At 74.2% G+C, this 21,361-nt stretch carries 21 protein-coding genes and 1 pseudogene; 14 read left to right on the top strand and 8 right to left on the bottom strand.

Annotated elements, in window-relative coordinates; all coding sequences use genetic code 11:
• The first annotated feature begins 233 nt into the window (after positions 1–233).
• Positions 234–620, top strand: a complete 387-nt coding sequence (locus ACFFHU_RS11605; protein ID WP_377338044.1) for a cold-shock protein — start codon at positions 234–236, stop codon at positions 618–620.
• On the opposite strand, the gene ACFFHU_RS11600 is transcribed toward ACFFHU_RS11605, so the two are convergent.
• From ACFFHU_RS11600 to ACFFHU_RS11590, 3 genes are all read right to left on the bottom strand, one after another.
• Positions 617–1,432 (bottom strand): 1,4-dihydroxy-6-naphtoate synthase, encoded by an 816-nt coding sequence (locus tag ACFFHU_RS11600; protein WP_377338043.1) that lies wholly within the window; start codon positions 1,430–1,432, stop codon positions 617–619. The genes ACFFHU_RS11605 and ACFFHU_RS11600 overlap by 4 nt on opposite strands.
• 157 nt (positions 1,433–1,589) lie before the next feature.
• Positions 1,590–2,258, bottom strand: a complete 669-nt coding sequence (locus tag ACFFHU_RS11595; protein WP_377338041.1) for a futalosine hydrolase — start codon at positions 2,256–2,258, stop codon at positions 1,590–1,592.
• Positions 2,255–4,015, bottom strand: a complete 1,761-nt coding sequence (locus ACFFHU_RS11590; protein ID WP_377338039.1) for an MFS transporter — start codon at positions 4,013–4,015, stop codon at positions 2,255–2,257. Before ACFFHU_RS11590 ends, ACFFHU_RS11595 begins: the two co-directional genes overlap by 4 nt.
• 72 nt (positions 4,016–4,087) lie before the next feature.
• On the opposite strand from ACFFHU_RS11590, the gene ACFFHU_RS11585 reads away from it, so the two are divergent.
• Positions 4,088–4,927, top strand: a complete 840-nt coding sequence (locus ACFFHU_RS11585; RefSeq protein WP_377338259.1) for a DUF3027 domain-containing protein — start codon at positions 4,088–4,090, stop codon at positions 4,925–4,927.
• A gap of 41 nt (positions 4,928–4,968) precedes the next feature.
• Here the strand turns inward: ACFFHU_RS11585 and ACFFHU_RS11580 are convergent, their stop codons facing one another.
• Positions 4,969–5,232 (bottom strand): DUF2530 domain-containing protein, encoded by a 264-nt coding sequence (locus tag ACFFHU_RS11580; RefSeq protein WP_377338037.1) that lies wholly within the window; start codon positions 5,230–5,232, stop codon positions 4,969–4,971.
• Positions 5,233–5,386: 154 nt separating this feature from the next.
• On the opposite strand from ACFFHU_RS11580, the gene ACFFHU_RS11575 reads away from it, so the two are divergent.
• From ACFFHU_RS11575 to ACFFHU_RS11550, 6 genes are all read left to right on the top strand, one after another.
• Positions 5,387–5,836 carry a MarR family transcriptional regulator gene (locus ACFFHU_RS11575; RefSeq protein ID WP_377338035.1) on the top strand — a complete coding sequence of 150 codons (450 nt, stop codon included), beginning with the start codon at positions 5,387–5,389 and terminating at the stop codon, positions 5,834–5,836.
• Positions 5,837–5,904: 68 nt separating this feature from the next.
• A complete protein-coding gene (locus ACFFHU_RS11570; RefSeq protein ID WP_377338033.1) occupies positions 5,905–7,185 on the top strand; it encodes an MFS transporter in 1,281 nt (426 codons plus the stop codon).
• A 98-nt stretch (positions 7,186–7,283) separates the two neighbouring features.
• Positions 7,284–8,051: a maleylpyruvate isomerase family mycothiol-dependent enzyme gene (locus ACFFHU_RS11565; RefSeq protein ID WP_377338031.1), complete on the top strand. Its 768-nt coding sequence runs from the start codon at positions 7,284–7,286 to the stop codon at positions 8,049–8,051.
• 91 nt (positions 8,052–8,142) lie between these two features.
• Positions 8,143–8,643, top strand: coding sequence for a hypothetical protein (locus ACFFHU_RS11560; RefSeq protein ID WP_377338029.1), 501 nt, complete (start codon positions 8,143–8,145; stop codon positions 8,641–8,643).
• Between the two features lie 12 nt (positions 8,644–8,655).
• Entirely contained in the window at positions 8,656–9,237 is a 582-nt protein-coding gene (gene thpR / locus ACFFHU_RS11555; protein ID WP_377338027.1) for an RNA 2',3'-cyclic phosphodiesterase, read from the top strand.
• 213 nt (positions 9,238–9,450) lie between these two features.
• Positions 9,451–10,350 (top strand): GNAT family N-acetyltransferase, encoded by a 900-nt coding sequence (locus ACFFHU_RS11550; protein WP_377338025.1) that lies wholly within the window; start codon positions 9,451–9,453, stop codon positions 10,348–10,350.
• A gap of 245 nt (positions 10,351–10,595) precedes the next feature.
• Here the strand turns inward: ACFFHU_RS11550 and ACFFHU_RS11545 are convergent, their stop codons facing one another.
• The 4 genes from ACFFHU_RS11545 to ACFFHU_RS11530 form a co-directional block, all read right to left on the bottom strand.
• On the bottom strand, positions 10,596–11,582 hold the full coding sequence (locus ACFFHU_RS11545; RefSeq protein ID WP_377338023.1) for an aldo/keto reductase: 987 nt from the start codon (positions 11,580–11,582) through the stop codon (positions 10,596–10,598).
• A gap of 67 nt (positions 11,583–11,649) precedes the next feature.
• A complete protein-coding gene (gene sepH, locus ACFFHU_RS11540) occupies positions 11,650–12,723 on the bottom strand; it encodes a septation protein SepH (RefSeq protein WP_377338021.1) in 1,074 nt (357 codons plus the stop codon).
• Between the two features lie 258 nt (positions 12,724–12,981).
• Positions 12,982–14,106 carry a phosphoserine transaminase gene (gene serC, locus ACFFHU_RS11535; protein ID WP_377338019.1) on the bottom strand — a complete coding sequence of 375 codons (1,125 nt, stop codon included), beginning with the start codon at positions 14,104–14,106 and terminating at the stop codon, positions 12,982–12,984.
• A 280-nt stretch (positions 14,107–14,386) separates the two neighbouring features.
• Positions 14,387–15,493: a citrate synthase 2 gene (locus tag ACFFHU_RS11530; RefSeq protein ID WP_377338017.1), complete on the bottom strand. Its 1,107-nt coding sequence runs from the start codon at positions 15,491–15,493 to the stop codon at positions 14,387–14,389.
• Positions 15,494–15,794: 301 nt separating this feature from the next.
• Between ACFFHU_RS11530 and pdxH the strand changes: the two genes are divergently transcribed.
• From pdxH to ACFFHU_RS11500, 6 genes and pseudogenes are all read left to right on the top strand, one after another.
• Complete coding sequence (gene pdxH, locus ACFFHU_RS11525) at positions 15,795–16,418, top strand: pyridoxamine 5'-phosphate oxidase (protein WP_377338257.1); 624 nt, start codon at positions 15,795–15,797, stop codon at positions 16,416–16,418.
• Positions 16,419–16,471: 53 nt separating this feature from the next.
• A pseudogene (locus ACFFHU_RS11520) lies at positions 16,472–17,938 on the top strand (MFS transporter); the annotation flags it as partial.
• A 71-nt stretch (positions 17,939–18,009) separates the two neighbouring features.
• A complete protein-coding gene (locus tag ACFFHU_RS11515; RefSeq protein ID WP_377338014.1) occupies positions 18,010–18,945 on the top strand; it encodes an aldose 1-epimerase family protein in 936 nt (311 codons plus the stop codon).
• A 20-nt stretch (positions 18,946–18,965) separates the two neighbouring features.
• Entirely contained in the window at positions 18,966–19,592 is a 627-nt protein-coding gene (locus tag ACFFHU_RS11510) for a nitroreductase family protein (protein ID WP_377338013.1), read from the top strand.
• A gap of 162 nt (positions 19,593–19,754) precedes the next feature.
• Positions 19,755–20,060: a type II toxin-antitoxin system VapB family antitoxin gene (locus ACFFHU_RS11505; RefSeq protein WP_377338012.1), complete on the top strand. Its 306-nt coding sequence runs from the start codon at positions 19,755–19,757 to the stop codon at positions 20,058–20,060.
• A 35-nt stretch (positions 20,061–20,095) separates the two neighbouring features.
• Positions 20,096–21,298: an acyl-CoA dehydrogenase family protein gene (locus tag ACFFHU_RS11500; RefSeq protein WP_377338010.1), complete on the top strand. Its 1,203-nt coding sequence runs from the start codon at positions 20,096–20,098 to the stop codon at positions 21,296–21,298.
• Positions 21,299–21,361 lie beyond the last annotated feature (63 nt).

The following is a 21,361-nucleotide window of genomic DNA, read 5'->3' as shown; positions in this document are numbered from 1 at the left end:
GGCTGGATCCGAGGCGGGACGGGACCGTCGCCGGGTGGGAGGGGCCGGTGCCGCAAAACGGGATGGGCGGGTCCGGCCGGGCGGGAAAGGGCGGGGCGCCGCCGGGCATGTCGCCGGATTCCCAGCGGCGGTCGAAGGGCCGGGCCGGTTAGCCTGGAGATGTCGGGAAGCCGCGTGGCTTCCCGACAGTCTCTTCTGGCAATCAGCGGTTCGAGCGAAGCAGGGGATAACAGGTGCCGACCGGTCGAGTGAAGTGGTACGACGCGGCCAAGGGATACGGGTTCGTCACCAGCGACGAGGGCGGCGACGTGTTCCTGCCCAAGGGTGCGCTGCCCGCGGGAGTGAGCGAGCTCAAGGGCGGTCAGCGGATCGAGTTCGGCGTCGTGGACAGCCGGCGCGGATCCCAGGCGCTCGGGGTGAAGCTGCTCGACGCCCCGCCGTCGGTGGCCGAGCTGCGCCGCCGACCGGCCGAGGAGCTGCACGGCCTGGTCGAGGACATGATCAAGGTGCTGGAGGCGAAGGTGCAGCCCGATCTGCGCCGGGGGCGTTTCCCGGACCGCCGGACCGCGCAGAAGGTCGCTCAGCTGGTCCACGCGGTGGCGCGCGAGCTGGAGGTCTAGGCCCGCTCCAGCCCCCGCTGCGGGACCAGGCCGGCGGCCGCGGCGCGCCCGAGCAGGGCGTCCACCGCGGCCCGGCCGGCGTCGCCCAGATCGGCCGTGAATTCGTTCACATAGAGCTCGATGTGTCGCCGTACCACGTCCGGTTCCATCTCCTGGGCGTGCGCGAGGACGTACTCCCGGCTCGCGGCCGGATCGGCCCAGGCCCGCCGGACGGACTCGCGGATCCACCCGGCGGCCTCGGTCGGGTCGACGGCGCCGCGGCGGGCCAGGATGGCGCCGAGCGGGATCGGCAGGCCGGTGTCGCCCTCCCACCACTCGCCCAGGTCGACCAGCGCGGTGAGCCCGTGCCGGGGGTAGGTGAATCGCGCCTCGTGGATCACCAGCCCGGCGTCGTAGCGGCCGGCCGCCACGCCGGGCATGATCTCGTGGAACGGGACGATCTCGATCCGGGCCGGTGGCCGGCCCGCCGACCAGAGCCGGAACAGCAGGTACGCCGTCGTCCGGTCGCCGGGTACGGCCACCGTGGCCCCGGTGAGGTCGGTCCGGTCGCCGCGGGTGAGCACCAGGGGGCCGCAGCCGCGCCCGAGCGCCCCGCCGCAGGGCAGCAGGTGGTAGTCGTCGAGCAGCCAGGGCAGCGCCGCGTAACTCACCTTGACCAGGTCGAACGCGCCCCGCTCAGCCGCCGTGTTCGTCACGTCGACGTCGGCGTATGTCACGTCCACCGGCGGTGCGCCGGGCACGAGCCCGTGCACCAGGGCATGGAACACGAACGTGTCGTTGGGGCAGGGCGAGAAAGCCAGCGAAAGCGCCACGCCCCCACCGTATCCCCCTCCGCCCGACCGCACCCGCCCCGGCGATCTTGCACTTGTGGCCCGTGCATTTCCGGCGAAGGCCGCGAAAGGGGGGCCCAAAGTGCAAGATCGACGGCGGGATGGGCCGGGCGCGAGGGACCGAGGGGGCTTGCTCTGGTCAGGGCCGGGCGGTGGCGAGGGCCAGGGTGCCGGTGATGAGCGCCGGGGCGGCGGCGGTGAGGGCCGCGAGGGCTGCGTCGAGCCGCCAGGCGGACCGGTCCCGCGGCCCGATCAGGTTGGAGATCGTCCGCAGCTCCGCGAAGGGCAGGCCGGCCTGGCCGGCCGCGGTCGCCACCCCGTACCCCTCCATGGCCTCGGCGGCGGCGTCCGGGAACCGGGTGGCCAGCGCCTGCGCCGTGGTCTCGGTCCCGGTCACCGTGCTGAGCGTCAGCACCGCGCCGGTCACCGCGGTGGGCAGCGCGGCGCGCAGCCCGGCGAGCAGGGCCGGATCCACCCGGCCGACCGGGTCGCCGAAGCCGAGCTGGTCGAGCGGGAGGAAACCCGCCGGGGATTCGGCGCCCAGGTCCGCCGCGACGCTGCGGGTGGCCAGCACGAGCCCGCCCACGGCGGCCCGGCCGGGAAACGCGCCGCCGACGCCGGCGCTCAACACCGCGCCGTACGGCGTACCGGCTGCCTCGGCCGTGGCCAGCAGGCGTGCCGTACCGGCGGCGGCCGCGGCCGGACCCACACCGACGGCGGCCACCTCGACGCCGCCGCCCGCGAGGCCCGCCCGGACGGCCGCGGCCTCCGGCTCGACGGCCGTGGCCACCAGGATCCGTACGGTCATCCGGACCGCCCCTCCGCGCCCTGCTGGTACCCGTTTCCGGCCACCGAGGACGGCCGGTAGATGTGGTAGCCGGGCGGCGCTGTCGGCGCCTCGTCCGGACCGCCGTCCGGCGCCGGCCGGGCATCCGGGTCCGCCGGATCCGACCGGACGGTCGGGCCAGCCAGTGGCGTCGGGCCGGCCTGCGGTACGGGTCCGGCCTGCGGTACGGGTCCGGCCTGCGGCGTCGGGCCGGCCTGCGGTACGGGTCCGGCCTGCGGCGTTGGGCCCGGGCGGGATGCCGTCCGGGGTGGCGGCCCCGGCCGGGGTGGCGCCGGCGGCACGGGATCCGGCCCGGGCGGCACCGGCGACGGACCGGGGGCCGGTTCCGGGACGGGCCGTTCCTCGCTGGCTCGGCCGCTCAACCGGTCGCCCCGGGACCCACGGCCGCCGACCGTGGTGGCCGCGGCCGCGGCGGCGGCCAGCACGGCGGCCAGGCCGATTCCGAGCCGCCCGGGCAGCGGGACGAGGCCCACCGCGCCGCCGAGGACGAAGGCCAGCATGTGCACCGTTTCCGAGTGCGCGAACCCGCTGGCTCGCAGGCGTTCCGGGATCCGTTCCTGGATGGTCGCGTCGACGGCCAGCTTGGCGATGCCGCTCACCACGGCCGCGATCAGGCAGAGCATGGCCACCGTCGGCAGCGAGAAGCGCACCGCGGCCAGCGCCGCCAGCGCGGCCACCAGGACCAGGCCGGTGATCTGCAGCACGACCGGGCGGCGGATCCGCAGCCGCGTGCCGGCCGCGGTGGCCAGGAACGTGCCGGTGGCCAGGGCCGCACCGATCACCCCGAGCGCGCCCTGCGCGCCGACGTGCCGGCCGAGCACGTCGGTGTCGAGGTCGCCGGCCCGGATCGCGAAGGCGAGGAAGAGCAGCAGGAATCCGTACCCGGCGCGAAGCGTCGCGCTGCCCAGCAGGGCGGTGGTGACGAGGGCGCCGGAGAGCACCCGCCCGCCGTCCCGGCGCCAGAGGCCGAGCCCGCCCGTGGTCTCCGGTGGGTCGGAGTCGGCCCGGGCCGGCAGCCGCAGCGCGATCACCATGCCCACCAGGAAGATCACCGAGGAGACCCGCAGCGGCCACTGCGGACCGAACCAGAAGGCCGCCAGGCCCAGCGGCGCCACAACGGCGCCGGCCACCGTCCCGTACACGCTGGCCCGCGCGCCGACCTGGGACAGGCCGAGCCCGGCCGGCAGCAGCCGGGGCACCGCGGCGGACCGCGCCACCCCGTACGCGCGGGACAGGGCCAGCACGCCGAAGGCGGCGGGATAGAGCCCGATGCCGTGGATGTGGTCGGAGATGAGCCACGCCAGGAAGGCCCGTCCCAGCATGGTCGCGGCCATCGCGTACCGGCGGCCGTGCCGGAAGTGGTCCAGCAGCGGGCCGACCACCGGGGCCAGCAGCGCGAATGGCACCATCGTGACGATCAGGTAGAGCCCGACCCGGGTACGCGCCTCGCCGAGCGGGACGTTGAAGAAGATCGTGCCGGCGAGCCCGATGGCGATCAACGTGTCACCGGCGCAGGAGGCGGCGTGCAGGTCGAACATCCGGGTCATCCCGACCTCGCCGCCGGCGCCGCGGAAGCGCGCCCGGCCCACTCCCCGGCCGACCCAGCGGCCGCTCCGGAATCCGCCCCGCAGCAGCAGCCGGACGCCCCGGACCGTCTTACCGGCGGTGTAGCCGGCAAAGGACCGGCGGGGCCGGGCAGCGCGGGAAAAGAGCGGCATGCCTCCATCCTCGCCGATCGTGGCCCCCGGCGGCGCGCTTACCCGGGGAGTGCGTGACGGTCGCCCGGAGGGATAGGGAACAATGAAACGGTGAGCAGGCCTTCCACCACCCGCGCCCCCCGCCTCGACCAGGTGTGTGCCGCCGCCGTCGACGTGGCGCGGGACGGGCTCGCCGAGGTCGACCCGGCGGACGTCGGTGAGCACCTTGCGGCGGTGGCCGAGGGCGAGCGGCTCGTCACACACTTCTTCGAGTGCCGGATGGCCGGCTACCGGGGCTGGCGCTGGGCCGTGACGGTCACCCGGGTGCCGCGCAGCCGTACCGTCACGATCTGCGAAACCGTCCTGCTGCCGGGCCCGGACGCGATGCTCGCGCCGGGCTGGCTGCCCTGGCATGAGCGGCTTCAGCCCGGGGACCTGGGCGTCGGCGACCTGCTTCCGGCGCCCGCCGACGACGAGCGGCTGGTGCCCGGATACCTGCTCTCGGACGACCCGGCCGTCGAGGAGACCGCTTGGGAGCTCGGCCTCGGCCGGTCCCGGGTGATGTCCCGGGAGGGTCGGATCGACACGGCCCAGCGGTGGTACGACGGGGACCACGGGCCGGAAGCGCCGATCTCCGCGGCCGCGCCGCGAGCCGCCCGCTGTGGCACGTGCGGGTTCTACCTCCCGCTGGCCGGCTCGCTGCGCCAGGCGTTCGGGGTGTGCGGGAACTTCTACGCGCCGGACGACGGGCGGGCGGTCTCCGCGGACCACGGCTGCGGAGCGCACTCGGAGACCCTGACCGAGTCCGCCGAGACGCCCGTCGACGAGCTCCCGACCGTTTACGACGACAGCGCGGTGGAGGCCGTCGCGGTCAGCCGCGCGGCCGGCTCGGTCGAGGCGGGCGAGCCCGCGGAGCAGTACGGCCACAGCTGACCCACCACCTGCCCGGCCCGAGTCGGGTGCCGGCGGTCGGTTCAGCGGGGCTGCGGGTCCGGGTCGGCGCGGCGTCGCGCCCGGTGGGCGTCGTAGCGCCGCATGACCGCCAGGCCTGGCAGGCCGATCAGGAAGCCCGCCAGGCAGGTCCACAACCAGTTCTCATGGCCGTGCGCGGCCAGCCAGCCGCGGCAGAAGAGCAGCAGCACCAGCCCGGCCAGCGCCCAGATCACCATCCCGCCGATCGCGAACGGAACCATCGGCGGGTCGACCACTTCGGGCTGCTCGGGGGGCTCGGCGGGCACCCGGTCAGGATACGTGGGCGGGGCGGGGGCGCTGTCCGTGGTCTACTTTCTGCGCGGTCCGATCGGGGCCCCCGGCCGACTGACCAGGCCGGTCCTCGGGTGATCGTGGTCATATCGGTGGTCGTTAGCCAAGCTCATTAGATAAGCTAACGATGTGACGGAGCGGACGGTGATGGCGGTGGGCGTTCCACCGGCGCAGCTGGCACCACGGCTGCGCGATGCGATCACCCGCCTCAACCGCCGGGTACGGCAGACCCGGCCGGTCGGCGATCTGACGATGACTCAGCTCTCCGCCCTGACCAGCATCGAGCTGGCAGGCGCGCTGACTCCCCGTGAGCTCGCCGACGCCGAACGGGTTCAACCGCCGACGATGACCAGGACCGTGGCCAAGCTCGAGGAGCAGGGCCTCGTGCGGCGTTCGCCGCATCCGACCGACGGCCGGCAGGTCCTGCTCACCGCGACGGATGCCGGGCGGGAGGTTTTCGCGCGGTTCGAGCGGGCACGCAACACCTGGTTGGCGGAGCGGCTCGCCGAGCTGACCGACGCCGAGCAGGACACCCTGGCCCAGGCCGCGGAGATCATCCAGAAGGTGGCCCGCGCCTGACCGGCGCCCCGCGGGTCCGCTTCGTCCGCCGTGGATGACGCGTACGACCCGAAGGAGGCGCACCCCGAGTGCGGGCTCAGCTCAGCAAGACGTTCCAGTCCCTGCACGTCCGTAACTACCGGCTGTTTGCCAGCGGCCAGCTGATCAAGCTCATCGGCACCTGGATGATGTTCGTCGCCCAGGACTGGCTGGTGCTGCGGCTGGCCGCGCCCACCGCGCTGGGCATCGTCACGGCCTGCCAGTTCACCCCGGTGCTGCTGCTCACCCTCTTCTCCGGGCGACTGGCCGACCGGTACGACAAGCGGGCGCTGTTGCTGGCCGCCAACGCCTTCTGGACGGTGCTGGCCGGGGGCATGAGCCTGCTGGTCTTCACCGGCCTGGTGCAGCTCTGGCACGTCTTCGTCTTCGCGGCCCTGCTCGGGGTGGCCAACGCGGTGGAAACGCCGGTCCGGCAGTCCTTCGTCTCCGAACTGGTCGGCACCCCGCTGCTGCCGAACGCCCTCGCGCTGAACGCGGCCACCTTCAACTCGGCCCGGATCCTCGGACCGGCCGTGGCCGGCCTGGCCATCGCCGCCTTCGACGTGGGACCGGTGTTCCTGATCTCGGCGGTCAGCTCCATCGCCCCGCTGGTGTTCGTGCTTCAGATGCGCGGCTCGGAGCTGCACCGGGAGGCGCTGCCGGACCGCGAGGACCGCCAGCCCGCCCGGGTGATCGACGGGCTGCGGTACGTCGCCAAGCGATCGGACATCGTGCTGCCGATGGCGCTGATGGGCGTGATCGGCATGACCCTGTTCAACTTCCAGCTCACCCTCGCGGCGCTGGCCAAGACGGTCTTTCACACCTCGGCCGCCACGTTCGGGCTGTTCACCACGGCGCTCGCGGTGGGCGCGCTGGGCGGCGCCTTCGCCGGCAGTGGTCGCCGGGCCCGGCCGTCGATCTGGGTGGTGCTGGCCGCCGCCCTGGCCACCTCGGCGTTCGGCACGCTGGTCGGGCTGGCGCCCTCGTACTGGCTGGTGGTGCTCCTGCTGCTGCCGACCGGGTTCTCCATGGTCTTCTTCGCCCAGGCCGCTAACCAGCGGGTCCAGCTGGGCGTCGACGCGGCCTTCCGCGGTCGGGTGATGGCGCTGTGGGTGCTCGTCTTTCTCGGCACCAACCCGGTGGGCGCGCCGGTGATCGGCTGGACGGCCGAGCACCTGGGCGCGGGCGCCAGCATCTGGATCGGCGGGCTGCTGTCGATGGCCGCCGCCATCGTGGCGCTGACCTGGCAGCTCCGGCACAGCGGCGCCCGGATCCGCCTGCGCATGCTCCCGCTGCCCCGCTTCTACGTGGTCCCCCGCCCGACCGACTGACCCGAAGGAAGGGCCCCTTGTTATCGCTTTTGGTATAGCAAGGGGCCCTTCTTAACGCCTGACCGCCGGATGTCGTACCCGGGTGTTCTCCTTGCGGCATGGATCGAGCCCGTTATCTGGAGTGCCTGGCCGCCGACGAGCGACGGCTGCGCGACCTGGCCAGCGGCGACCTCGCCGCCCCGGTGCCAAGCTGTCCGGACTGGACACTCGCCGACCTGGGCGAGCACGTGGCCCTGGTCTACCTGCACAAGGCGGTGAGCATGCGGGACGGTCGGCCTCGGGAGTGGCCTCCCGCGGATCGCGAGCCGGCGCCGGTGCCCCTGCTCGACCGGGCCTACCGCGAGCTGGCGGCCGAGTTCGCGGCCCGGCCGGACGCCGAGCCCAGCTGGACCTGGTACGAGCCGGATCAGACGGTCGGTTTCTGGGTGCGCCGGATGGCCCAGGAGACGGTGATCCATCGCATCGACGCCGAGCTCGCGGCCGGGGTGCCGAGCCCTGAGGTGCCCGCCGACCTGGCGATCGACGGGATCGACGAGCTGCTGGTCGCCTTCCTGGCGTACGCCGTGGACAGTTCACCGGAGGACTTCGCCGGCCGGCTGCCGGCGACCGAACGGCTGCTGCTGGTCGGCACCGACCGGCGCGATTGGCTGGTGCGGCTCGGCCCCACCGCGGTGACCGTCACCGCCGCGGACCCCGGCGTGGCGATCGGGGCCGGCTCGCCGGCGCCGGATGCGTCGGTGCGTGGGACACCGGACGAGCTGCTGCGGTGGCTGTGGCGGCGGGCGGGCGACGAGCTGGTCCGGATCGACGGGGACGCGACGGCCATCCGCGACTTCCGCCTGGCGTTGGAGGCGGCGACCCAGTGAAGCCCCTCGACACACCACGCCGGGTAACGGAACGGCGCTGGTATCCGAATTTCCGTGGCAGCGTCCGCTAACAGGGCCTAGCGTCGATATCGTGGCCGATGGGTTGGTGCTGGCGCTGGCACTTCTCGGTGTCGCATGCCTCCCTGTCGCGGTGGCGGCGGTCGTCTGCGCGGACGAAATCATCGACCGCGCGGTGTGTGGCTTCGGGGACTGGCGGGACCGGCGACGGCAGCATCGGACGATCGCCCGGCTCGACCGGACGCTGACCCGGGGCCGGCGCACCCCCGACATCGACTCCGCGGCCCTCGACCACAACGAGCGGCCGACCATCGAGGAGATCGCCGCGGACCTGCGGCGGCTCGGCCGGCAACGGCTCACCGTCGGCGGTCGGTCCAGGGTCTGGCAGCACGCGGTCCACCAGGCGTACGACGAGCGTCTCCGCCTGGCCAGCCGGGCGCTCGGGATCGCCGAGCACCTGTCCAGGCTGGAGGGCGTCGACCTCGAGATCGAGCGGGTACGCATCGAGGGCGAGCTGCAGGGCGCCGGGCTGCGGCTGCCGACGGTTGTCGAGCAGCGCAATCCGCGGCGCTGACCAGGACGGCTCGTGCGACTGTTCGTGGCGCTCTACCCGCCGGCCGCGGCCTTGGACGACCTGGACGCCCGCATCGCGGGACTGCGGATCGGCGCGGCCACGGCACGCGGGGTCAACGTCCGGCTGCCGGACCGGCACCTCGTCCACGTCACCCTGGCGTTTCTCGGCGACGTGGCGGACGACCGGCTTACGGAGGCGCAGGCCGCGCTCGGGCGGGCCGCCGAGGCGTGGCGTGCCGCGGATGCCGGCCCGCCGCTGCTCGAGCTGGCCGGCGGCGGCCGGTTCGGCCGCGGCCGGTTCACCATCCTCTGGGTCGGCCTCGGCGGTGAGGTCGAACGGGTCCGCAAGCTGAGCGCCGCGATCCGGCGTGAGCTGCGGCGGGCTCGGCTCCCGCACGACCGGCGCCCGTTCAAGCCGCACCTCACGGTGGCCCGGCCGGGAGACCGGATTCCGGCCGCCGACGTGGCGGCCGACCGGGCGGAGCTGGTCGGGTACGTCGGTCCGGCCTGGCCGGCCACCGAGATGGCCCTGGTACGCAGTCACCTGGGCCCGCGACCCGAGCACCACCGGCTCGCCGGCTGGCCGCTGGGCTGAACGCACCCAGCCGCCGCCGGTGCCGGGCGCGGCCCCGGCCTCGGCAGGCGAACGGAGACGCCGGGCGCGCCCCGGTCTCGCAGGCGAACGAAGGCGCCGGGCGCCTTGGGTTTCGGCGGGCGAAGGAAGGAGCCGGGGCGGCTTGGGCCTCGGCGGGCGAACGAAGGCGCCGGTGGCGGCCCGGCATTGCCGGGCGAACAGAGGGAGGAACACGTGGAGTCGTCGGAGCTGCTCGCCATGCAACGGGCGGTTCAGCGGGGCTGGACGAACGATCGTCGGTGGCACGTGGGCGACCTGGCCTGGCAGCGGTATCACCAGCCGGGACGGGAGGCGGGATGGCGTACCAGGATCTGGCGGGACGGCGCGGGCGAGGCGATCGGGTGGGGGTGGCTCCGGCTGCCGGGCCAGCTCGACCTGCACGTCGACCCCCGGCTGCCGGAGCTGGCCGGCGAGGTGCTGGACTGGTTCGCCGCCACGGCACCCACGGCCGAGCGGACCGTCACGGTGCTGTCCACCGAGGGCCACCTGCGCGCGGCACTGGAACGGGCCGGCTACGGCGTGGAAGAGGACGCGCCGCACTTCGCCCATCACCTACAGGAGCTGGACGCCGACCTGCCGGTTCCGGCGCCGCCCGCCGGCTACCGGATCCGGCCGGTACGTCCCGACGAGGCGGCCGAGCGGGCGGCCGTACACCGCGCGGCCTGGCGGCCCGCCCGGATCGGGACCCTGCTGGTGCCGCCGGAGGACCTTGGCGACGGCGAGTCCCGGGTGACGACCGAAAGCTACGGCTCGGTGATGGCGGCCTGGCCGTATCGGACGGATCTCGACCAGGTGGTGGAGGCGGCGGACGGCACGCTCGCCGCCTCGGCGCTCGGCTGGCTCGATGCCGACAATCGGGTCGGCCTGCTGGAGCCGGTGGGCACCGACCCTCGGCATGCACGGCTCGGTCTCGGCGCCGCCGTCAGCCTCGCCTGCCTGCACGCTATGCGGGCGGCCGGCGCCACCCGGGTCGTCGTCCGCCCCCGCGGCGACGCGGGCTATCCGGTCCCAGGGCGGCTCTACCGGGCTCTCGGCTTTCGTGAAACCGCCCGGACCGTGGCATACCGGAGCTAGCCCGTGGGTCACCGGCAATGGCCGCACCTGACCGGTGGCGGCGATGTCCCGACGATGGTGGCCCGGCCGGTGGTGGCGAGCCCGACGGCGGGCCGGGTCGCGGCGAACACTTGCGTACAGAACATGCCGCTGAGTCACGGTCATGACTCAGCGGCATGTCGACGGCGCTGGGTGCCGTCGCCGGCCCGGTCACGGTGGGCGGCCGAAGACCGATCCCTACCCGGAACGGCGCTGGACGGGCGGAGCTACCAGGCCCAGGCCTCTGGGCCGGGTCCGCCGTTGCCGACCGGCGGGAAGAGCTCGTCCAGCCGGCTCAGCGCCGCGTCATCGAGCCGGACATCGAGGGCGCGCAGCGACGCGTCGAGCTGCTCGGCGGTCCGCGGTCCGACGATGGGCGCCGTCACCCCGGGCCGGCTGAGCAGCCAGCCCAGGCCGACATCCGCCGGGTCGTGACCCAGCTCCGCGCAGAACTTCTCGTACTCCTCGATGGTGGACCGGTGCTCGGCGAGCCCGTCGGCGGCGCGCCCGCTGGCGCCGCGGCCCGCGGTGCCCTGCTCGATCTTGCGCAGGATGCCGGCCAGCAGGCCCCCGTGCAGCGGCGACCAGGGGATGATGCCCAGCCCGTAGTGCTGGGCGGCCGGGACGACCTCCAGCTCCACGTGCCGGGTCATGAGGTTGTAGATGCACTGCTCCGAGACCAGGCCGAAGAAGTTGCGCCGCTCGGCCGCCGCCTGCGCCTGGCCGATGTGCCAGCCGGCGAAGTTCGACGAGCCGACGTAGACCACCTTGCCCTGGGCGACCAGCGTCTCCATCGCCTGCCAGATCTCCTCCCAGGGCGTGCTCCGGGAGACGTGGTGCATCTGATACAGGTCGATGGTTTCGGTCTGCAACCGGCGCAGCGAGTCCTCGCAGGCCCGGATGATGTGCCGGGCGCTCAGCCCCTGCTCGTTGGGCCAGTCGCCCATCTTGCCGTACACCTTGGTGGCCAGGACCACCCGCTCCCGGCGCCCGCCACCCTGGGCGAACCACCGGCCGATGATCTGCTCGGTGATGCCCTCACCGGTCTTCCACCCGTACACGTTGGCCGTGTCGAAGAAGTTGATGCCGCGGTCCAGCGCCTGATCCATGATCGCGAAGCTGTCGGACTCGTCGGTCTGCGGGCCGAAGTTCATGGTGCCGAGGCAGAGCCGGCTCACGGACAGGCCCGTGCGGCCGAGGTTTGTGTACTCCATGAAACCCACCCTGCCACGCGCCCACTTCGAGCGCCGACCAACTCGCCTCAGCGCGCCGGCGGGTGGGTCAGGAGCTCTCGCGGGCGGCCGGGCCGCCGCCGAACAGCACGTCGTCCCAGCTCGGCAGCCGCTTGCGAGGCTTCCCCGTCCCCTCGGCCTCGGACCCGCCGGGCTGGGTGGCGGCGCGGCGCGGCCGCAGCACCGCCAGCGAGGGCACCGCGGGCACCTCCTTGGGGAGGTCGGCGTCGTCGTCGAAGGCCGAACCCTGGCCGCCGCCGAGCAGCGCGGCGGCCCCGCCGCCCACCGGGCGCTGCCGCGGGCCGTCGCCCCCGCCCATGGCGGCGGGGTCGAGGCCGCGACCGGCCGAGGATCCGAGCGGGCGGTCGAGCGAGGCGAGCAGCGCGTCCCGGCCGGCCCGGATCGGGTCGCGGGCCGGCCGTCCGGCATCGGCCGCAGCGGGCAACCCGTGCCCGCCCCGGCCGGGCTCCGACCGGTCCATCCGGGACGGACCGGGCAGGGCGTGCCCGCCACGCTCCGGCGCCGGTTCCTGGCCGAGCAGCGGGGCCGGTCGCTCGGCGCACAGGTATTGCGCCATGTCGTCGTGCGGGCTCACCGTCTGCCGGCTCTTGTCGAGATCCCAGACGGCCTGCGCGATGGCCTTGCCGGACGGCCAGGTGGCGACGATCCGCCAGGTGCCGTCGTCCCGCCGGTACGCGTCCCAGGAGATCTTCTCGGTGTCGATGCCGTGCTGGGCTAGGCGGCCGTCGACCACCTCGGCCAACGGGGTCGGCTTCTCCGCCGACCTGAGCCGGGTGCGGCGGGCGTGCTGGGCGAGCATGGCCCGCTCCTGCAGCACCGGGCCGGCGTACCGCAGCACACGGTCCACCGGGACGCCCGCGATCCGAGCCACGTCCTCGGCGGACTCGCCTGCCCGGATGCGGGCCTGGATGTCCCGCGGCGACAGCGACGGCTGCAGGTCGGTGGCCGCCGGTGCGACGGCGAGCGGGGGTGAACCCGGCTCGTTGTGCAGCGCCGTGGCGATCCGCTCGTCGATGGGCAGCGCGAGCAGCCGGCCCACCTCGTCGGCGAGCACCATGGCCTGGCCGTCCTCGGAGAGGGCGACGAAGCGTACTGGGCGCATCGCGTTGCCTCCGTCCCGCTTCGCTGGCCATCGCGCCCGGTGGCGCCGGGCGTTCCTCGACACGGTACGCCGGTCAGGATACCGATGGGGGGAGCCACGCCCGCATGTTGCCGTCCCCGGGCGTGGCCGGGCGCCGCTGGCCGAGCATCGCGGCGGATCCGGCGCACCGCCCACCGACGCCCGTGGCGGGCGGGACCCCACCGACCGGGTTGGCCCGCTGACCTGGCGATCAGCCGGCCAACCCGCGGAAGGCCGAGGTCAGAGCCGCTCGACGACGTGGTCGATGCACCGGGTCAGCGCCTCCACGTCGGCCGGCTCCACCGCCGGGAACAGCGCCACTCGCAGCTGGTTGCGGCCGAGCTTGCGGTACGGCTCGGTGTCCACGATCCCGTTCGCCCGCAGCACCTTGGCCACGGCGGAGGCGTCCACCCCGTCCACGAAGTCGATCGTGGCCACGACGTTCGACCGCAGCGCCGGGTCCAGCACGAACGGGCTGGCCACGGCCGACCGCTCGGCCCAGCCGTACAGGATGCCGGCGCTCTCGGCCGTGCGCTTGGCCGCCCAGCCCAGGCCGCCCTGCCCGTTCATCCAGTCGGTCTGCTCGGCGGCCAGGAAGATCGTGGCCAGCGCGGGCGTGTTGTACGTCTGCTCCAGGCGGGAGTTGTCGATGGCCGTGACCAGATCCAGGAAGGCCGGGACGTAGCGCGAGGCGTTGATCTCGGTGGCCCGGTCGAGGGCGGCCGGCGACATCAGCGCGATCCACAGGCCGCCGTCGGAGCCGAAACACTTCTGCGGGGCGAAGTAGTAGACGTCGGTCTCCCGGATGTCCACCTCCAGCCCGCCCGCGCCCGAGGTGGCGTCGACCAGCAGCAGCGAGTCGTCGGCGGCCCCCGGCACCCGGCGGATCGGCACGGCCACCCCGGTGGAGGTCTCGTTGTGCGGCGTGGCGTACGTGTCGATCCCGGCCTCGGCGGTGAGCGCCGGCGCCGACCCCGGCTCGGCCTTGCGGATGCTCGGCTCGGCCAGGAACGGCGCGTCCGCCACCGACTTGGCGAACTTGCCGCCGAACTCGCCGAAGCTGGCGAGCTGCGCCCGCTCGCGGATCAGCCCGAACGTCGCCACCTCCCAGAACGCCGTGGTGCCGCCATTGCCGAGCACCACCTCGTAGCCGTCGGGCAGGTCGAAGAACTCGGCCAGGCCACGTCGCAGCCGGGCCACCTGGTCGCGGACCGTCTTCTGCCGGTGGGACGTCCCGAGGTAGCTGGTGGCCACGTCCGCGAGGGCTGCCACGGCCGCCGGGCGGACCTTGGAGGGGCCGCAACCGAACCGGCCGTCGGCGGGCTTCAGGTCATCGGGGATCCGGATGGTGGGGACGTCAGCCACGGTGATCGGAGATCCTTCCGGACGGGGCCACCCGGTCGGCGGCCCGCGGCGGGGCGTACCGCGAGGTCCGGCGAGCCCGCGTCGCGCGCGGCGCCCACCCGACCGACGGCGGGTGCGGACCGGCGACGTTGCCGTGCCCCCATCCTCGCACCCGCGGCGCGCGCTCCGGGCGTGGGTCGCCCGCGGCCGGATGAGGCGTCCGCCACAGTCACGGGCGACGGGCGTTAAGAAGGGGCCCCTGCTATGCAGAAAACGATAAGAAGGGGCCCTTCCTTACACCTCAGACGCCGTGCGGGACGGCGTCCCAGCCGGGGACCTGGCTGGGCTTGCGCGGGGCCGCGCCGACGTACTTGGCCGCCGGCCGGACCAGCCGCTTGAGCCGCTTCTGCTCGAGCACGTGCGCGCTCCAGCCGCCCATCCGGGCACAGGTGAACATCGAGGTGAACATGTGCGCCGGCACCTCGGCGAAGTCGAGCACCACGGCCGACCAGAACTCGACGTTGGTGGCCAGCACCCGGTCGGGACGGCGCGCCTGGAGCTCGGCCAGGGCGGCCTTCTCCAGCGCCTCGGCGATCTCGTAGCGCGGCGCGCCGAGCTCCTTGGCGGTGCGCCGGAGCACCCGGGCCCGCGGGTCCTCAGCCCGGTAGACCCGGTGCCCGAAGCCCATCAGCCGCTCACCCCGGTCGAGCACGCCCTTGACGTACCCGTCGGCGTCGCCGCTGCGCTCCACGGCCTCGATCATGCCGAGCACCCGGGAGGGCGCGCCGCCGTGCAGCGGCCCGGACAGGGCGCCGATCCCCGAGGAGATGCAGGCCGCGGCGTCCGCGCCGGTCGAGGCGACGATCCGGGCGGTGAACGTCGAGGCGTTCAGGCCGTGTTCGGCGGCCGAGATGAAGTACGCGTCGACGGCTTTGACGTGCCGCGGGTCGGGCTCGCCCCGCCAGCGCTTCATGAACCGCTCGACGATGGTCTGCGCCTTGTCGATCTCCTTCTGCGGTACGGCGGGCAGGCCGAGACCGCGGGCGGACTGCGCGACGAAGGAGAGCGCCGTCACGGACACCCGGGCCAGGTCCTCCCGGGCCTGTTCGTCCGAGATGTCCAGGAGCTGGTCCAGCCCCCAGTACGGCGCCAGCATGGCCACCGCCGACTGCACGTCGACCCGGATGTCACCCGAGTGGACCGGCACCGGGAACGGCTCGGCGGGCGGCAGGCCGGGACCAAACCGGCCGTCGACCAGCAGCGCCCAGACGTTGCCGAAGGAGACCTGCCCGATGAGATCCTCGATGTCCACGCCGCGGTAGCGCAGCGCGCCGCCCTCCTTGTCGGGCTCGGCGATCTCGGTCTCGAAGGCGGTCACGCCCTCCAGACCCGGCTTGAAGTCGGACATGTGCTCTCCCGGAATGCGCGCGCCGGGTGATCGCCCGATGTTTCCGGGCGCCGCTGCCCCGACCTCCATGGATGTATTCGGAACATCTTGCCCCCGCCCGGGCTGCGACGCGACCCTCCGCAGGTGTGCGACGCGCGACATCCGCCCGCGCCGCGGCCCGGCGGCCACCTGTACCAGGATGGGAGGGATGAACGGACCCTTCTCCCCGTCCGCCGGCGGCCGCCCGGAGGCCGCCGGCGGGCGCCCGGAGGCCGCCGGCGGGCGCCCGGAGGCCGCCGGCCAGCGCCGCGAGCCCGCCGGGATGCGGCGGGAGTATGCCGAGCGCGGGCTGCGCCGGGCGGACCTGGCGGCGGACTGGCCCACCCAGTTCGAGCGCTGGTTCGCCGACGCGGTGGCCGCCGGGCTGCCCGAACCGAACGCCATGGTCTTCGCCACGGCGGACGCCGCCGGCCGGCCGAGCACCCGGACGGTCCTGCTCAAGGGGTACGACGAGCGCGGGCTGGTGCTGTTCACCAACTACGGGTCGCGCAAGGGCGCCGAGGTGGCCGCCAACCCGCACGGCAGCCTGCTCTTCCCCTGGTTTGCCATGCAGCGGCAGGTGGTGGTCCGGGGCCGGGTCGAGCGGGTGGACCGGGCCGAGACCGAGGCCTACTTCGCCAGCCGGCCGCGTGGCTCCCAACTCGGCGCCTGGGCCAGCGAGCAGTCCCGGGTGCTGCCGGACCGGGCCGCGCTGGACGAGGCGTACCGGGAGGTGGCGGAACGGTTCGCGGACCGGGAGGTGCCCGCGCCCCCGCACTGGGGCGGCCTGCGGGTGGTCCCGGAGACCGTCGAGTTCTGGCAGGGCCGGGTCAGCCGGTTGCACGACCGGCTGCGCTACCGGCGGCTCGACGCGGGCGGCTGGACGGTCGAGCGGCTGGCGCCGTGACCAGGATCGACGAGCGGGCCGAGTCGGACGCCGCGCCGGTCCGGCGGCGGGCCCGCTGGGCCATCGACGTACGACCGCTGCGCACGCCCGCCTACCGCCGGATGTGGATCGGCACGGCCGTGTCGATGTACGGCTACCAGTTCACCGCCGTGGCGGTGCCGGTGCAGATGTACGCGCTGACCCGCTCCTCCTTCTGGGTGGGTCTGCTCGGCCTCGCGGCCCTGCTTCCGCTGCTCGTCTTCGGGCTCTGGGGCGGCGCGGTGGCCGACGCCGTGGACCGGCGTCGGCTGCTGCTGGCCAGCTCGTCGCTGGCCTGGGTGGCCACCCTCGGGCTGCTGGTCCAGGCGCTGCTCCGGGTGGGCAGCCCGGTGCTGCTGCTCGGCCTGGTGGCCGTGCAGTCCACCGCCTTCGCGGTCAGCTCGCCGGCCCGGCAGGCGATCATCCCGCGGCTGGTGCCGCGCGGGCTCGTGCCCGCCGCTAACACGCTCGGGTACACCACCACCACGGCCGGCATGGTGCTCGGCCCGCTGACCGCCGGGCTGGTCTTCGCGGCCTGGGCCGAGCCGGTGGCGCTGCCGATCGCGTACGCCACGGACGCGCTGCTCTTCACGGTCTCGCTCTGGGCCACCCTCCGCCTGCCGGCCATGCCGCCCGCCGAGACGGTCCCGCCCGCGGAGACGGTCCCGGCCGCCGAGACGGTCCCGCCTGCCGTGGTCCCTCCGGCCGCCGCCGCCGCCGCGGCCGCGGACGCCGCCGCGGCCGCGGACACGCCGGCGTCCGCCGCGCCGACCAAGGCCACGATCGCGGACGCCCCCGCCGCGGACGCCCCAACCGCGGACGCCCCGGGCGTGGGGGGACCGGCCGAGGGCGTGGGGGGACCGGCCGAGGGCGCCCCGGCCGTGGCTGTCCGGTCGGTCGGGCTGCGCAGCATCGGCGACGGCTTCCGCTACCTGGCCGGCACGCCGGTGCTGCTGCTGTCGTTCGCCATCGACATCATCGCCATGGTGCTGGCCTTCCCGCGCACGCTCTTTCCGCAGGTGGCGGCCGAGCGGTTCGGTGGCGGCGCGGCCATCGGCTGGCTCTACAGCGCCATCGCCATCGGCTCGGTGCTCGGCGGCCTGACCTCGGGCTGGATCGGCCGCGTCCGCCGGCAGGGCGCGGCGTTGGTGGCCGCGGTGGTCGGTTGGGGCGTGGCGATCGCCGTGTCGGGGTTCGCCCGCCAGCTCTGGCTGATGGTGCTGCTGCTCGCCGTGGCCGGCGCCGCCGACCTGGTCAGCGCCGTCTTCCGGCAGTCGATGCTTCAGGTGTACGTGCCGGACCGGCTGCGCGGCCGGTTGCAGGGGGTGAACACCGTGGTGGTGGCCGGCGGTCCCCGGCTCGGTGACCTGCGCGCCGGCGCGACCGCCGCGGCCTTCGGCGCCACCGCGTCCTGGGTGGGCGGCGGCGTGGCCGCGGCCGTGCTGGCCGTGCTGCTGGCGCTGGCGTTCCCGGCGCTGCGCCGCTACCGCGCCGGCGACTGACGCCGGCGCTGCCGTCCGCGCCTGCGCCGCCGTCGGCGGCGCGACCGGCCGGTAACCGATATCGTCCCCGCATGGACAACGTCGAACCGGGCGGCCTGCCGCCCTCGGGCGCACAGTGGACAATCGCGGCCGGTGGCCACGAGGCCGTGGTGGTCGAGGTCGGTGGCGGGCTGCGGTCATACCGGCACGACGGCGTGGACTACCTCGACGGGTACGGCGTCGACGAGATCTCTCCGGGCCGCGCCGGCCACGTGCTGGCGCCGTGGCCGAACCGGATCCGCGACGGCCGGTACACCTTCGGCGAGCGCACCCTGCAACTCGACCTCAGCGAGCCCGAGCGGAACGTGGCCATCCACGGGCTGGTCAGCTGGGTGCGGTGGCGGCTGGTGGAGCAGTCAGCCGACGCCGTGACGGTCGAGTACGACCTGCCGCCGCACCCGGGTTACCCGTGGGCGCTGCGGCTGCGTACCCGCTGGTCGGTGGGCCCGGATGGGCTGCGGGCCGAGCACCAGGCGACGAACCTCGCCGGCGAGCCGGCCCCGTTCGGCTTCTCGGTGCATCCCTACCTGCAGGTCCCGGGAGTGGCGGTGGACGACCTGTCGCTCCGGTTGCCGGCGCGGACGCGGCTGCTGCTGGACGGCCGGCTGCTGCCGGTCGGCGCGGCGAAGGTGGCCGGCACGGAGTACGACTGGACCACCGCCCGACCCATCGGCGACGCCCGGCTGGACCTCGCCTTCGGCGAGGTGATCCGGGGCGAGGACGGCTGCTCGGCAGTCAGCCTCACCGCGCCGGACGGCTCGGCCGGGGTGCGGATCTGGTCGGACCGCGAGTTCGGTTGGTGGCAGGTGTTCACCGGCGACAGCCTGCCCGGGGAACGGCACCGGCGGTCGGTGGCGATCGAGCCGATGACCTGCCCGCCCGACGCCTTCCGTTCCGGCAAGGACCTGATCGTCCTGGAGCCCGGCAAGGAGTGGCGCGGGACCTGGGGCATCCAGCCCGCGAGCTGAGCACGGCCGGGAGGTGAGGCGTGGAGTTCTCCGAGGTGGTCCGCCGGCGGCGGATGGTCCGCAACTACGATCCGGACCGGCCGGTGCCGGCGGAGGTGGTGGAGCGGCTGCTCGACCACGCCGTACGGGCGCCGTCGGCCGGGTTCGCGCAGGGCTGGGGCTTCCTCGTGCTGGATTCCCCGGCCGACCTCGACCGGTTCTGGTCGGTGACCACGCCGGGCGGGGTGGCGGAGAACCGCTGGCTGACCGGGATGCGCCGGGCGCCGCTGATCGTCGTGCCGCACGCGAACAAGTCGGCCTACCTGGACCGGTACGCCGAGCCGGACAAGGGCTGGGCCGATCGGGACGAGCGGCGGTGGCCGGTGCCGTACTGGCAGATCGACACCGGGTTCGCGGCGCTGCTGATGCTGCTCACGGCCGTCGACGAGGGCCTGGGGGCGTGCTTCTTCGGCATCCCGCCGGAGCGGCTGGATCCGTTCCGGGAGGCGTTCGAGGTGCCCGACCGGTACCTGCCGATCGGTGCGCTGACCATCGGATACCGCGCTCCCGATCACCGTTCCCCGTCGCTGCGCCGGGGTCGGCGACCGGTCGCCGAGGTGGTCCATCGGGGGCGTTGGCAGGCCACGGCGGCGGCCGGTGAGGGTTGAGTGGCGAGACAGTCGTAACGAAACTGACATCTTGGAACAAACCGCGAGGTGGAAGGGGGTCGTTAGGCTGTCACGGGTCATTGTGGCCCGCGCTCGCGATGTCGGGGCGGGGAATGCCGGGGTCCGGCCGACCCCTGTGGGCGGGGAGGGGAGAGTACCGGCGTGATCTTCAAGGCGGTTCGGGACGGGCGTCCCTATCCCGAGCACGGGCTGACGCTGAAGCAGTGGTCCGAGATTCCGCCGCGCCCGCTGCGGCTCGACCAGCTGATCACGACCAAGCGCGAGCTGGCCCTCGACAAGCTGCTGGCCGAGGACTCGACCTTCTACGGCGACCTGTTCCCGCACGTGGTTCAGTGGAACGGCGGTCTCTACCTGGAGGACGGGCTGCACCGCGCCCTGCGGGCCGCCCTCCAGCAGCGCAACCAGATCCACGCCCGGGTGCTGATGCTGCCGGCCGCCGAGAGCTGAGCCGGGCCAGCTGAACAGTCGTTAGGGTGGCGGGCATGACGGACGGACGACGCGCGGCGGCGGTCACCCCGGAGGAACTGCTCGACCTGGACTCGCTGCTCACCGAGGAGGAGCTCCAGATCCGCGAGGTGGTCCGCCGGGTGGTGGACGACCGCGTCCGGCCGCACGTCGCGCAGTGGTACGAGCGCGGCGAGGTGCCGGTACGCGAGCTGGCGGTCGAATTCGGCAAGCTCGGCCTGCTCGGCATGCACCTGACCGGGTACGGCTGCGCCGGTTCCTCGGCCGTCGCGTACGGGCTGGCCTGCCTGGAGCTGGAGGCCGGTGATTCCGGCGTCCGCTCGCTGGTCTCGGTGCAGGGCTCGCTCGCCATGTACGCCATCTGGCGGTTCGGCAGCGAGGAGCAGAAGCAGCGGTGGCTGCCGCCGATGGCCACCGGCGAGGCGATCGGCTGCTTCGGGTTGACCGAGCCGGACCACGGTTCGGACCCGGCCAACATGATCAGCAGGGCCCGGCGGGACGGCTCGGACTGGGTCCTCAGCGGCGGCAAGATGTGGATCACCAATGCCCCGGTGGCGGACGTGGCGGTGATCTGGGCGCGCGCCGTCGAGGACGGGGCCGCCGGCCGGGTGCGGGGTTTCGTCGTACCCATGGACAGCCCCGGTGTGACGGCGCGGGAGATCCGGCACAAGATGTCGCTGCGCGCCTCCGCCACCGGCGAGATCGTCCTGGACGACGTCCGGCTGCCGGCGGACGCGGTGCTGCCCGACGCCGCCGGCCTGGGCGCCCCGCTGTCCTGCCTGACCGAGGCGCGGCACGGCATCGCCTGGGGCGCGCTGGGCGCGGCCCGGGACTGCCTGCACACCGCCCTGCGGTACGCCGGGGAGCGGGAGCAGTTCGGCCGGCCGATCGCCGGTTTCCAGCTCACCCAGGCAAAGCTCGCGGACATGGCGGTCGAGCTGCAGAAGGGCTACCTGCTGGCGCTGCACCTCGGCCGGTTGGCCGACCGCGGCGCGCTGCGGCCCGAGCAGGTGAGCGTCGGCAAGCTCAACAACGTCCGGGAGGCGCTGGCGATCGCCCGGCAGTGCCGGACCATCCTGGGCGCCAACGGGATCAGCGGCGAATACCCCGTGCTGCGGCACGCCAACAACCTGGAAAGCGTGCTCACCTACGAGGGCACCTCCGAGGTTCACCAGCTGATCATCGGGCAGCGGCTCACCGGCCTGGCGGCCTTCGTCTGACGCTGTCGAGTCGCGGCTGTCGTACCCGACTTGTACCGTCTTGAATATCGGCACCTGCGTGAG

The organism is Plantactinospora siamensis (assembly GCF_042434095.1).
GTDB lineage: Bacteria > Actinomycetota > Actinomycetes > Mycobacteriales > Micromonosporaceae > KBS50.
This window is presented reverse-complemented; position numbering and strand designations above follow the sequence as displayed.

Excerpts from the sequence above, each read along its gene's own strand:
- ACFFHU_RS11595 (WP_377338041.1), bottom strand. The coding sequence starts at position 2,258 with ATGACCGTACGGATCCTGGTGGCCACGGCCGTCGAGCCGGAGGCCGCG.
- ACFFHU_RS11530 (WP_377338017.1), bottom strand. The coding sequence starts at position 15,493 with ATGTCCGACTTCAAGCCGGGTCTGGAGGGCGTGACCGCCTTCGAGACC.
- sepH (WP_377338021.1), bottom strand. The coding sequence starts at position 12,723 with ATGCGCCCAGTACGCTTCGTCGCCCTCTCCGAGGACGGCCAGGCCATG.
- ACFFHU_RS11545 (WP_377338023.1), bottom strand. The coding sequence starts at position 11,582 with ATGGAGTACACAAACCTCGGCCGCACGGGCCTGTCCGTGAGCCGGCTC.
- pdxH (WP_377338257.1), top strand. The coding sequence starts at position 15,795 with ATGCGGCGGGAGTATGCCGAGCGCGGGCTGCGCCGGGCGGACCTGGCG.
- ACFFHU_RS11590 (WP_377338039.1), bottom strand. The coding sequence starts at position 4,015 with ATGCCGCTCTTTTCCCGCGCTGCCCGGCCCCGCCGGTCCTTTGCCGGC.
- ACFFHU_RS11515 (WP_377338014.1), top strand. The coding sequence starts at position 18,010 with ATGGACAACGTCGAACCGGGCGGCCTGCCGCCCTCGGGCGCACAGTGG.
- ACFFHU_RS11500 (WP_377338010.1), top strand. The coding sequence starts at position 20,096 with ATGACGGACGGACGACGCGCGGCGGCGGTCACCCCGGAGGAACTGCTC.
- ACFFHU_RS11565 (WP_377338031.1), top strand. The coding sequence starts at position 7,284 with ATGGATCGAGCCCGTTATCTGGAGTGCCTGGCCGCCGACGAGCGACGG.